We start from the raw sequence: 13208 nt of genomic DNA, 5'->3' as shown, positions 1-13208 counted from the left end.
TTATGAGTTTGGTTAAGAGAGTTAGGAGTTTGAATACAAGGTTGGTTAATGCTGAACCTAATGCTGTTAAGGAAATAGGTAAAGATAGTATTTCTACTTGTCAAAGAGATTATGGTGAAGATTGGATTAATTTAGCTCCTGAACATATTAAGCCAAGTATTAAGAATTGTCGTAAAGCTGCTGGTTTTCCTACTGTTGCAGGTATTTTGAATAATCTTATTATTAAGATTTTATCTAGTTTCACTATTAAGTGTGAAGAAGGTGCTGAAAAGGCTAAAGAACATATTCTTGAGCAGGATAAAGTATGGGAATTGAAAAAAACTGCTTGGGAATGTATATGGAAGAATCTTGTTGATGGTGAGCCTTTTTATGAGTATGTGTATAAGGATAATCATGTAAGACTTAGGTGTTTAGCTTTTGATGGTGAAAAATACTTGATTAAAAAGATTTATGATGATTATGGTGATGTAGAAGGTTATCTTCAGAAAACATGGGTGAATACTGATAAAACCGATTGGAAAACTGCTCAGTATTCTGATATTAAGGAGAATCTTGAAGAAAAAACAATAGCTTTTGGAGTTGATCAAGTTACTAATCCTGTACTTATTGAAATTGATGGTGAAGGTCGAAGTATTGTTAAGAATGTGATTGACCTTGCTTTCTTTGTTAATAATTTGTATGAGCAAATGCCTAGTATTATTTTTAAGGCAGCTAATACTATGGTTGTTACTGTAGGTAATGAGAATCGTCGTGAGAAGTTTGATGAAAAAACTAAAGAGATGGTTACTAGTAAAGCTTCTGATTATCATCAGAAAGGAGTTATAGTTTTTCCTTATGGTGTTAAAAGTGAGATGATTGGTACTCATCTTGTTCCTGATATTCCTAGTTATGTTAAGAGTATGAAGTCAGCTATTTATGAGGGTTTAATTACTCCTGAATCTTTGTATAGTAGTGAGTCTAGTAATCGTAGTACTGCTCAGGTTCAATTAACTGATACTCGTACTGGTCATGTTTTGTTTATTGAGTATGCACAAGAATTCTTAAAGAAATGGTTGGAACGAGATTTAATTGATAAAGAACTTGAATTAAATGGTTTTAAAGCAGGTTCTGTTTGGATTGATTTTAATCCTGAAGATATTGATTTAGATACTAATTATCTTGAAGCAAAAGAAGATGATTTAACTATTTCCAATTTGGAAACAACTGAAAAAGATGATTTAGACGAAGGTGAAGACTGAAGTTATGGTTGATATAGATGAGATATATGAAATTGCTCCTTTATTAACATTGGAGGATTTTAATCCAAAAGGTGGTTTAACATCTGATGAGGAAGAAGCAGTTAGTGTGTTTTTAATGTATCTATATCAATTATATGAAGAGTATAATGTATCGTCTCCTAGTCAAATATTAAATGAATTCCAAGAAGCTGTTGATAAATTGATTATGGAATTGGTAGGTTTAACAGAAGACCAAATTGATAATTATATTCTTAATGATTTCCGTTATGAGTTAGATGAGTATGGTATTCCTTATGATGTTTTAAGTTATGATTCAAGTGATGATAAAGAATTAATTGAAGAATCTTTGATTGCAGCACTTATAACTTTAAACAATGATATTACTGTTAAAGCTATGCACTATGTTAAGAATATGAGTAATTTTATGGATAGTTTTAATATTAATGGTTCATTTAAACAAGCTATTACTAAAATTAATAATCTTGTGGCTTTTAATATTATGAATGCTAAGGAAAAGAGTCATCGTGAGGTTTTGAAGTTTGTTTATGGTGATGATGAGCTTTATTATTGGGATGCTGTTATGGATATGCGAACTTGTCGTTGGTGTATTGATATGAGTAAATCAGAACCTATGACTATTGATAAGTTTCCATTAGACCATCCTCATGGTCGTTGCAGCCTTGTTCCAGTTAATGGTGATTTTAGTGATAGATATAAAGAGGTGATGAGATAATGGTAGAATTATGGGAAACTGGTTTAATGGATTATTCAGAGAAGTTAGATAAACCAGTTAAATACACAGAACAACATCTGAAAGAATTAGCTAGTAAAACTAGTACTGTTGATATTACTAATGGGCATAGTGATGAGATTATTGGTAATATGAGTAATTTTACTTATAATGATGGTGTGTTGTCTGCTGATGTTTCAAGTAATGTGGATATTAAAGGTTTAGGTTTAAGCCCTATTTTTAATGTTAATGAGTTAATTGATAAAGGAGATTATTTGTACCCTTGGGATATTGAGATAATTAATGTGGGTTTAGTTGATTCTCCGAGAAACAAGTTATTATTTAATAGTATTAAAGAAGAAGAGGTTGAAGAAGTGAGTAAAGAAACAATTGATGCTTTGGTTAAAAAGCAAGAGGAATTAGAAAGGACTATTGGTAGTCTTCAAACACAGATTAAGCAAAAAGATAAGATGATTTCTGAAAAAGAAGATTTTATTTCTGAGTATAAATCTAAGGTGGAAGAGTTATCTAATGGTTCTGATGAAATAGAACAATTAAAAGCTAAGGCTGCTGCTTATGATGAAATTGAGGTTAATAAGAGAGAAGAGTTATTAAATAAGATTTCTGAAGGAAATGATAAAATTAAAGAAGATTTTAAAGATTTAGATTATGCAACCTTAGTTAAATTAGATAAAGCTAAAATTTTAGATAATCCTGGCAGGGGTACACCATCAACTGGTAATCCTAATGTTGATGATGGTAATGATTTACCTCCTGCTGATGATGTTTATTCACAGGAAGAATTTGAAAAAGATTTAGCAGCTATTGGATTAAAATAAAAAAAGAATATAATTAGAGGAATTTTAAAAAAGTTATGGTAAAATATAGAGATTATGACCCTTTTAGTGCAGATTTACCTGTTCAAGTTAAAGAGGGTGATATTGAAGTAAGAGAAGCAATTCAATCATTCGGTAAAGATAATATTTGGATTATTGGAGATGAAATTAAAAAAGGCGATTATGTAACTATCGATAATACAGAAGAAGAATTTACTGTTAAAAAAGCAGGTGCTTCTGATACTGTTTATGGTAGAATTATAGATGAACCAAGATTTGAAGGTACAAGACCAATTGAATCTACTGATGCGGGTGATTATCAGATGAGAATTGCTACTGTTAGATTGTTTGGTGTTTTTGCACCTGCATTAAAGTTACAAGATACTAATGCAGTTATTAAAGCTGGTGATAGTATTGCTTATGCAGGAGATAATTTGTTTAAAAAAGCAACTGGAACTACAACTAATGTTGCTTTAGAAGGTGCTGCTGCTAATACTGGTAAAAAAATCATGGTTTTAACTGGTTTTAATGGAATTTAATTATAGGAGCAAGAGATAAGAAGATTATTTAGTTATGAGTATTTTAACATTAAGTCCTGAAAGGGCATTAAGAAAAGAGTTTATTGAAAACTTTGTTATAAAGAAAATGAACCCTGATTTATATTTTAAGGATTTATTCCCTATTGTAGATTTAGGTGGTTCAAGTTCTTTCATGTATTATAAAGATGAAACAACTGCTGCTGATGATATTAAGAAAGGTGTAATGTCTGAGCCTGTTGTAATGTCTGAGCTTGGTGAGTTATCTAATATTGAGGTTTCTAGTATTGGTAAAGAGTTAGGAGATACTTACCAATTTGGTTATAAATTACAGTTCTCTGAACAGAAATTAAGAGAAAATGGTTTTATAGATGAAGTTATTAGAGCATATGAAAGAGCAGCATGGGGATTGAGTTATAAAATTAATAATGATATTCTTAATAATATGGTTACTTTTGCTGCTGCAGACCCTGCAACTATTACTGATACTTGGGATGTTTCTAACAAGATTAATGATGATCTTGTTGAAATGGAGAAAAACTTCCGTGTAGAAGGTTACAATTACAGATTAACAGATTTATTTTTGAATAAGGAAAATTTCTTTGAAGCTAAAAAATGGTTTAATAATGTTGATGGTAGTTTTGATCCAAACAATGTTGATGGTTTGACTATGAAAGAAGTTGCTGAGGATGTGGAGGAAGGTACTCTTATTGGTATGGATAAGAATGTTCGTCCTTTAACTATTTACAAAAACACTTATGATAAGTATTCTACTGTTAATGGTAGTTTCATTAATGTGAATAAATATCAAGAAGAAGGATATCCTTTCAAAACTACTATTGAGTTGTTTGCTGAAATGGGTATTGCTTGTAAGCATCCTAAGGCTATTTTAAAACAGACTGGAATTTAATTATTCTATACTGTTTTAAATTTTTTAATAAGAGGATTAGAAGAATGGCTTTGAAATATACATTAAGGGATTTATATCGTAATGGGAAGTTCCAACAAAAGATTTTGTTAGAGATGTTGGAAGATATAGATAAAAGATTAGAGGAAGTAGAAGATAAAGGGTAGTTTTAATTTGTTATGTTGGAGATGAAGGAGTATTATCAGATTTTAATGTATTTGGATGTTTATCGTGTTGATAGACATTATCCTTGTCAAGATTATTTTAGAGAATTATCTGATGATGAAATAAATCCTGATTATTTAATATCTGATGATTTATTGTTTAAAACTAATTATCGTGATTATAAAGGTATTAATAGTGTTGAGGTTGTTCTTAGTGCAGATGCTCCTTTTTCTTCAAATGATTTACAATTTTGTTTTTCAGAATATTTGGAAGGTTATGTTCCAGTAATGGTATTGGATGCTTATAATGATGATTCTTTTAATGCTGATACTATTGTTAAAGTAGTTTTTAAAGTAGCAGATAAAGATTATCAAATGGCTGATTCTACAAGAGTTTTAACTAATATACAAACAGTTCAATTAAAACATGATATTCAAAATATTGTGTTTGATGTTAAGGATATTATTTTCAAGACACATGAACCTAAACATAGTTTAGAAGCATTGGAAGAGAATATTGAAAAAGGAATTGACCATGTTTTAAGAAAACTCCAATCTAATATTAAAAAAGTACCTGAAGAGTTATCTCACCTTCCTTATAAATCTGGTGCAGGTTATCGTTGGTTACAAATATGGGATTTAGAAGGTTATAAACATAATGATGACCAAAAAAATGCTAAATCTTATGGTGTGAGATTATTAACTGAAGTAGATGAAGCAATCCAATTATATAAAGAAACTAATGATTTAGATACTGAAAATGATGTTAAAATGAATATGATTGATTCAAGTACAATGACATGGTGGCAGAATGAGTGTATTAGAAAGAAATCTTAATGTTATAAGGAATGTTGTAACTGATTCTGAACCATTCCAAGATATTAACTTTTTTTTACATGAAGCTGAAATGAGTGCTAATACTCGTTTTCCTGCATTGTCTTTTGATGTTGGTGATCGTGTTAGGCAAGATTATTCTCCTGATTGTACAAATTATACTGGGGAATTGGAAATACGATTACATACAAAAACGGATAATAAAGAACAATTACAGTATGAATTATATGATTATGAGGAGGATTTAGTTAAAGTTATTGATTTTGCGAGAATTAATAATAGTTTTGATGATTATAATTTTGATTTAAGACAGACTAAGTCTTCAGGTATTGGTGCATTAGTTTATGTTAATAAAGACCCTAAAGGATTAGAGTTGAAAAGTTTATTTAGTAATATTTTAAGGGTTTATTTTGAGATTGATTACAGATTGTAAATTAGGAGATTATTTTAAGAAATTATGAAGTTTAAATATTGTGGAGAAAATGGTTTTAAGAGCATTGAATTAGCTGCTTATCGTTTAGTTGGAACTGATAAAGTTTTTAATAAAGGAGATATTGTTAATGTTTCTAATAAATATGATGTAGTTATTAATGGCTTAAAAGCTTCTGGTGTTTGGGAACAGATAAGTGATTCAGGTACTAAGAAGGTTGAGAAAGATGAGAAGAAAGGAGATAAAAAATAGATATGGGTTCTAATATTGCACCTAATTTGTCATGGCATTCTTGGGGTATGGGAATTAAAGGTCCTGACCATACTGGTTTAGCTGCTTATCTTGTAACTGTTAGGGGAACTGAGTTTGAATCTAATAAAGAGATTGAGTTTGAGGATGATGAAGGTCATACTGGTACTGCTACTACTAAGATGAGTAGTTATAGGAGTAAAGCTGAGTCTTCACCTAGTTTTACTGATAAATGTCGTTATAAATGTGGTTGGGAAGATGCTTTATATTGTTTACTTGGAGATTATACTCAGGAAACAGTAGCTGGAGCAACTGATGCACAGAAGTATACTTTTGCTGTTAATCCATTGTTACCTAAAGACCCTCCGTTTGTTACATTGTATAATGGTTTTTATAAAACAGAGAATGATGCTTATATTTATGATGATTGTTTACTTAATGAATTTGAGATTAACTTCAGTAATGAAGAAGCAATGACTTATAAATTAGGTTTTAATTCTAATTATCCTAAGTTTAATCAACCTAATTCAGGTAGGATGATTCCTGCAAAAGATGTTTTTATTAAACCTGCTGATGTTAGTGTTTATATTGCAGACCAAGGTACATTAACTGAGGAAAACATGGAACAGTACAGGTATGGTTGTTATCTTGAAGGCAGTTTAACTGTTAATAATAATAATGAAAATCAACCTTGTTCTGATGATGAGTTTGGTACTAGTACTAAAGTTATAGGTGATCGTGAAGCTGATTTTAAATTGAGTTTACCATGGACTGATTTAACTAAAGGTTTAGAGTATAAGTTTATGGGTGGTTCTGCTGATGCTACTACTGTTACTCATGAGAATGATGTTCGTGAAGTTTGGATTAAAGCTGAAAGTGCTGTTTTTGAGGATGTTGGTGGACAAGAGATTAAGTATTCTACTATTATTAAGATTCCTGAAATAGTTATTCAAGTTGCTAACAGTCCACAGTCTGGTAATGAGGCTAAGCAGTTAGAATTAGAAGGTAAAGTTCAAGAAAATGCTGTGTCTTCTTTTATTAGTGCTGAAGTTGTTACTGACCTTAGTGAGTTACATATAGATAATACTTAAATTGTATTGTCTATTTTTTTTTGACTTGTTCCAATAGTTTTCCTGATTGAGGGTTTAATTCCCTCACAAGTCATTTTTAAATTAAATTAAGAATTGTATGGATTTGAATAAAATAAAAGGTAGGTTGTGAGTTTGAACCTCACCAAATCCGATATTAAAATGTAGGTATAAAAGTAATGAGTTTAGAAGTATTTAAAACAAAAATAAGGTTTTGTGGTAAAGACCGTAAGTTTCAGGATTGTAAAAATAAGACTATTAAAGAATATCAGGAAAGGATTGAAAAAATTCAAGAAGATGCTAAGCCTTTAACTGATGAAATAGAATCTTATGACCGTGATGTTGAAAGACTTAATCGTAAAATAGATAATATTGATAAAATAATTTTTGCTCTTGAAGACCTTGAAGAACCATCTGATAAAGATTTAAGAGATATAATTAAATTAACTGATAAAAAAGAGAATTTAGAAGATACTATTGATGAAATCTTTGAAGAAGTTAAAAATAAAGAAGAAAATTATAAAGTTGAATCTAAAAAGTTAGATGACTTATTGGATAAGGAATTAGCTACTCTTGCTTCATTGGTTCTTAAAGATATTAAATTTGAAGATTATTTTGAGGAAGCTGAACCTAATGATAAAAAAATAGCAATGTATTTACCAATGTTTTATAATATGGCTGTTGCTGGTGCAAAACAAAAAGACATCGATAAGAAGTATAAAGAAATAATTCTTGGCGATGATAACCAGTTTCAAGACAGAAGAAACAGAAGATAAAGGTGATGATAGTGTTCCTTTAGAATGGAGTATGAAGGAACCTATGTTAGATAAATATTTCTTATTAGTTCGTCGTAGTGGTTTTGGTTATAGTTTATCAGAGTTTTGGGAAGAATCAAATTTTGAAACACAATACTTTGTAGAACAAGAATTAAAAATAATTGAAGAAGAAAGGAAAGAAGCTAATAAGAGTAGGGGTAGGCACAATTATTCTGATGTGCATGAAGATAATGCTCCTGAAATGAATAATTTAGTGGAAGAATTACAAGAATAATGCGTATTGATGATAATATTACTGAGTGGTTTAATCGGATACAAAGAGAGATTGTTGATGATGCTAAGTCTAGTTTAACTGATGCAGGAGTTATTATTGAATATACTTCTCGTCCTTTAACTCCTATTGACCAAGGTTATCTTGAAAAGAGTTTTCAACAGACTATTTTTGAAGAACCTCAAAAGGTTGTTATGGAATTTGGTTATAGTGTAGTTGATAATCCTGATAGTTTAGGTTATGATTATGCTTATATTCAGCATGAAAGTTTTCCTAATAAAAGATTAAGAGGACAAATGTATTATTTAGATTCTGCTGTTAGTATGGAAGAAGGACATATTTTACAGTTGATTGAAACGGATTATTTAAGTAGTTTAAGTTTATAGTAATGGGAGAATGAATAAGTTAGAGCAGTAATGGCAGGTAAATCGATAAAAGCATATTTAGAAATTGATATTAGTAAATTTACTAATGGTATTAATTCTGCAAAGAAAGATATTAATAGTTTTAAAAGTGAATTAAATCAAATTACTTCTTCTTTAAATAAAGTTAATACTGCTGCTAATGCTGTTAATAAAAGTGTTAATCAAACAGGTAATGCTGTTAAACAAAGTAATAATTCTATTAATTCTGCTAATACTGCTACTAATAAATTAACTCAAACTAAAAATCGTTTACAGCAGTCTTATAATAATGTTAGTCAGTCTGCTCGTAGATATAATACTGAAATAGTTAATTTAGCTGCTAGAACAGGTCAATCTGTTACTGCTGTTAATAATGCTGTTAATGCTAAAAATCGTTTAAACCAATCTTACAACAATGTTAGTCAATCTGCTAGAAGATTTAAAGCTGAAACAGTTGCTTTAGCTTCAAGTATGAATACTTCTGTTACTGCAGTTAATAGTGCAAGAGCAGCTAAGGACAGATTACATCAATCTTATAATAATGTTAGTCAATCTGCTCGTAGGGCTAAGGTTGAAACACAAACTTTAGGAACTAGTGTTGCTACTGCTGGTACTCAGGCAACAACTGCTTCTAGTCAATTTAGTAAAATGAGTACTGTTTTAACTGCTTTAGGTAATGTTGTTACTATTGTAGCTTCATTATTTGTTTATCAGTTTGTTCATGCTTTAATGCAAACAACTCAAGAAACTATTAAAGCTAAATCAGAGATGGAATCTTTATTTAATGTTTTATCTAAGATGCCTCATGCTAATTTTGGTGAATCTGAAATTAATAGTTTTAATAATGCATTATCATCTACAATTAAGCAGTTTCCTAAAATGAATAAATATAATTTAGGAGAAACTGTTGCTGGTTTAGGTGTTGAGTTCAAACTTACTGCTAATGAAATGGCTAAGGCTATGCCTATTGTTTCAATGGTTAGTAGTGAATATTTAAGAGCAGGTCGTACTGTTGAAGAAGCTACATTAGCTGTTAAAGATATTCTTCAAGGAGAATTTCGTAGGTTATCTATGGAAACTGGTGTTGGTAAAGAAGAATTACAAGAAGCTGGTTGGGATGGTGATCTTAAAAATGTAATGGGTCTCCTTGAAGCTATTAATAAAGTAGGTAAAGAAAGAGGTTGGGATTTATTTGCTTCTAAAGCTGAAAGTCTTAATGATATTCTTTTAATTACTCAGGCTCGTTTTGGTGAGTTTGTTGCTGATTTAACTTCTCGTATTACTCCAGGAATTGTTGGTGCTTTTAATTTAATAATTGATGCTATTGCATGGATTACTAAAGCTTGGAATGGTTTGCCTGATTTTGCTAAGTTAGGTATTGTTTTATTAGCTGTTGGAACTGCTGCTACAATTGCTGGAGCTGGATTATCTAAATTATTATTACCTTCTATTTTAAGATTAGGTACTAGTGCAATTAGTGCTATTAAAGGATTAACTGCCTTTATTTTAAGTCTTGCAGGTGTTGGTACTGGTGCTGCTACTTCAAGTATAAGTCTTACATTATTAAGAGGCACTATTACTAGTTTAAGAGTAGCTGTATTAGGATTAGGTAAAGCATTATTGGCATTTATGGTTAGTCCTATTGGTCTTGCTATTATTGCTATTGCTGCTGTTGTTGTTGCTATTTATGAATTAGGTAAAGCTATTGGTTGGTGGAAAGATTTAACAACAATGGGTGAAGCTGTTTGGAGTGGTTTAGTAAGATTATGGAATGCTTTTGCTAATAATCCATTAATAACAAGAGCTGTTGAAAAACTTAATAAAGCGTGGGAGGGTCTTGTTGGTTGGTTAAGTAAAGTTTCTAAGATGTGGAATGATGCTTTACCAAGTAAAGAGAATATTGATATTGTTAATTGGTTAATTGATTCTATTGGTTGGTTAGGTGATGCTGTATATGGTTTCTTTACTAAAAATCCAGTTGGTCAATTTTTAACTTATATTTCTCCAATTGGATATATTATTTTCCATTTTGATGAGTTAATTGAAAGAATACAAATAGCAGGAGATAGTTTAACATGGTTAATTACTGAAACACCTGTTGGGGAAATGTTAACATGGCTTAATCCTATATTATATGTTTCTACTCATTTTAAAGAAGTAAGTAAAACAGTTAAAGAAACAAGTGAAGTATTATATGATTTCTTTAGGAATAATCCTTTAGGTCAGTTAATAGCTTGTGTTTCACCTATTATTTGGATTATTACTCATCTTGAATATTTACAAGGTGTTGTTGATGGTTTAAGTAAAGGTTGGAATGATTTATGGAATGACCCTACTCTTAAATCTTCTATTGAAGAATTGAAAAGTGCTTTCAGTGAATTAGGAGAAGTTTGGGGAACTCTTTGGGATGCTGCTTCTGAATTAATTAGTGTTTTTGGTCAATTATGGGCTGCTTTAAGAGGTGAAACTTCATCTTCAGGGGGAGGAAGTTCTTCAGGAGGAAGTAATGCAACTACTTTGGACGATTATGCTCAAGGAGTAAGTGCAGGTGTAGAGTTCATGAAAACAGTCCTTGAAGGATTATTATGGGTTGTTCAGGGATTAACTTGGTTTGTACAAGATGTAGTTATTCCTGTTCTTAATAGCGTTATATGGATTATTCAACAAATCACTAGTTTTCTTCAATGGCTAACTGATGGTATTAATTGGGTTAGACAAGCATGGACTGATTTCACTACTGCTATTCAGACTTTTTTGAATGATCCATTAGGTGTTATTCTTGGTGCGATTAATGGTTTGATTAGTGCTATTACTGGTAAGTCTGCAGAAGGTAAGACTGCTGGTGAAATTCTTGGTCAAGCAATAGGTAATGGTATAATGCAAATATTGTTTAATATGCCATTAATTGGTCCTATTTTACAATTTATTGCTGGTGTTAGTGGTCAATCTGGTAATGCTAGTAGTGCTGGTAATAGTGTGGGTACTAATACTTATAATGGGATTATGGGTCCTATTCGTAGAATTGGTTCTGAAGTTTTAGCTGAGTTTAGTAGTATGATTAGTAGTGTTGCTACTAAGGCTGGTGAAGCTTATAATGCTGCTAAAAGTGTTGGTGAAAGTATATGGAATGGTATTAATAGTATTCTTCAGAGAGCTAGTCCGGGGCGTATTTATCATGAGGTTAAAGATGAGTTTACTGTGATGGCTGATGCTATTGTTGGTACTGAGGGTTTAGTTTATAATGCTGCTCGTGGTGTTGGTGAAGCTATTACTACTGGTTTTACTCCTGATGTTGGAGCTACTGTGTCTAATATGTTAAATATGATTCAACAGCAGATGCAGATGCAAAGTATGTTAGGTAATCAAACAGTTAATCCAAGTGTCACAGAACTTGATCCTAATTTGAATCAGACTGCTATGACTCAGTATCAGAATGATGCTTTGTTGGCTGACCAAATTAATTTGATGACTACTGCTAATACTCAGGCTACTTTTAGTGGTTTGTTGAATACTGTTAATGGTACTTATTTGAGTATGGGTAATCAGCAGAAAACTACTATGACTGGTATGCAATCTACTCAGTTATCTACTATGAATAATATTCGTGCTACTACTGAGTCTAGTTTGAAGAATATGAATAATACTACTAAGAATGCTACTTTACAAATGACTGATTCTTGGATGTATATGAAGGATAATATTATTCAAGCTGCATCTGATTTGAGAACTCAAGCTAATGCTCATTTTAATAATTTAAGTAGTAATATTGGTACTTTTTATCGTCGTTTACAGAATCCTAGTCAATGGGGTTCTGCTGGTGGTGATGGTTTAACTAGTAGTAATAGTAATCCTAGTCGTTTTAAATCTGCTATGAGTAAGGTTTCAGGTATAATGTCTAGTTTTAGTGGAGGTTTTGCTGGTGGTTCATCTAAGGATACTCGCAGAAATAATCATAATAAAAGTGGAACTTTGCCTTTGTGGAAAATTGTTGAGCAGTTTTGTCCTGATGGTTCTTGTAATGATTATTTTTTTACTGGTTCTAATAAGAATAAAAGAGTGAATATTAAGGAGTTTTGGGACTTACAAGAACACGGTTATGCTGGTTGGGGTGATTGGAGTCCTCGACACATGAGGCATATTAAAGATAAGTCAGGTGAATGGGATATGAAAGGTCCTGTTATTAATTTAGCTGGAGGTATTCCTACTGGTTTAGCTTTTAAAGTTAAGGAATTTTATAATAGTACTCCTAATGTTGGTTTTGATGGTTTCCGCCAAATTGCTGAGGCGGTTTTTAGTACTATTGATTATGATTTGTATTTTAATAGTGATAAGACAGGTCATTGGTTGAGTGCTATGCAGACTGGTGCTGTTAATTGTTGGGATGGTGCTCATGCTTTGATTGCTTTAGCTAATGTTTTTGGTTTAAGTGGTCATACTCAGAATGGTCATTGGGGAGGTACTGCTCATACTTGGGCTGTTATTAATGGTATGAAGATGGATACTACTGCTTGGCAAAAAGGTTATGGTTGGGATGCTCCTCAATCTGCCGGTCCTGCTCCTAGTAGTTGGAAATATAGTAGGGGTAATGGTAGTCATAATGGTAATGGTGGAAACAATGTTAGTGTTACTGTGAATATTACTGGTGATGTTTATGGTGTTGATGATTTACAAGATGAGATAGATAAGGGTGTTAAAAAGGGAATTGATAATGCTCTTGGTGTTAATAATTATATTGGAGTGTAATA

The 13208-nt window shown here is 31.3% G+C and carries 13 protein-coding genes; all 13 read left to right on the top strand.

What is annotated here, in order from left to right; translation table 11 throughout:
- Positions 1–2 precede the first annotated feature (2 nt).
- The 13 genes from ACA134_RS02685 (at position 3) to ACA134_RS02625 (ending at position 13206) form a co-directional block, all read left to right on the top strand.
- Positions 3–1238: a hypothetical protein gene (locus ACA134_RS02685; RefSeq protein WP_409200643.1), complete on the top strand. Its 1236-nt coding sequence runs from the start codon at positions 3–5 to the stop codon at positions 1236–1238.
- A 4-nt stretch (positions 1239–1242) separates the two neighbouring features.
- Positions 1243–1971 (top strand): hypothetical protein, encoded by a 729-nt coding sequence (locus ACA134_RS02680; protein WP_409200642.1) that lies wholly within the window; start codon positions 1243–1245, stop codon positions 1969–1971.
- On the top strand, positions 1971–2807 hold the full coding sequence (locus tag ACA134_RS02675; RefSeq protein WP_409200641.1) for a hypothetical protein: 837 nt from the start codon (positions 1971–1973) through the stop codon (positions 2805–2807). The genes ACA134_RS02680 and ACA134_RS02675 overlap by 1 nt, the downstream gene beginning before the upstream one ends.
- Positions 2808–2842: 35 nt before the next feature.
- Complete coding sequence (locus tag ACA134_RS02670; protein WP_409200640.1) at positions 2843–3343, top strand: hypothetical protein; 501 nt, start codon at positions 2843–2845, stop codon at positions 3341–3343.
- Between the two features lie 34 nt (positions 3344–3377).
- Positions 3378–4250 carry a hypothetical protein gene (locus ACA134_RS02665; RefSeq protein ID WP_409200639.1) on the top strand — a complete coding sequence of 291 codons (873 nt, stop codon included), beginning with the start codon at positions 3378–3380 and terminating at the stop codon, positions 4248–4250.
- Positions 4251–4426: 176 nt separating this feature from the next.
- A complete protein-coding gene (locus ACA134_RS02660) occupies positions 4427–5248 on the top strand; it encodes a hypothetical protein (RefSeq protein ID WP_409200638.1) in 822 nt (273 codons plus the stop codon).
- Positions 5223–5678: a hypothetical protein gene (locus ACA134_RS02655; RefSeq protein WP_409200637.1), complete on the top strand. Its 456-nt coding sequence runs from the start codon at positions 5223–5225 to the stop codon at positions 5676–5678. Before ACA134_RS02660 ends, ACA134_RS02655 begins: the two co-directional genes overlap by 26 nt.
- A 24-nt stretch (positions 5679–5702) precedes the next feature.
- Complete coding sequence (locus tag ACA134_RS02650; protein WP_409200636.1) at positions 5703–5927, top strand: hypothetical protein; 225 nt, start codon at positions 5703–5705, stop codon at positions 5925–5927.
- A gap of 2 nt (positions 5928–5929) precedes the next feature.
- A complete protein-coding gene (locus tag ACA134_RS02645) occupies positions 5930–7015 on the top strand; it encodes a hypothetical protein (RefSeq protein WP_409200635.1) in 1086 nt (361 codons plus the stop codon).
- Positions 7016–7191: 176 nt separating this feature from the next.
- Complete coding sequence (locus ACA134_RS02640) at positions 7192–7788, top strand: hypothetical protein (protein WP_409200634.1); 597 nt, start codon at positions 7192–7194, stop codon at positions 7786–7788.
- On the top strand, positions 7751–8062 hold the full coding sequence (locus ACA134_RS02635) for a hypothetical protein (RefSeq protein WP_409200633.1): 312 nt from the start codon (positions 7751–7753) through the stop codon (positions 8060–8062). The genes ACA134_RS02640 and ACA134_RS02635 overlap by 38 nt, the downstream gene beginning before the upstream one ends.
- On the top strand, positions 8062–8445 hold the full coding sequence (locus tag ACA134_RS02630; protein ID WP_409200632.1) for a hypothetical protein: 384 nt from the start codon (positions 8062–8064) through the stop codon (positions 8443–8445). Before ACA134_RS02635 ends, ACA134_RS02630 begins: the two co-directional genes overlap by 1 nt.
- A gap of 30 nt (positions 8446–8475) precedes the next feature.
- Entirely contained in the window at positions 8476–13206 is a 4731-nt protein-coding gene (locus tag ACA134_RS02625) for a hypothetical protein (protein WP_409200631.1), read from the top strand.
- Positions 13207–13208 lie beyond the last annotated feature (2 nt).

Source organism: Methanobrevibacter sp. DSM 116169 (genome assembly GCF_046197865.1).
GTDB lineage: Archaea > Methanobacteriota > Methanobacteria > Methanobacteriales > Methanobacteriaceae > JAHKLT01.
Note: the sequence above shows the minus strand (reverse complement) of the source record. Positions and strands in the feature narration are given on the sequence as shown.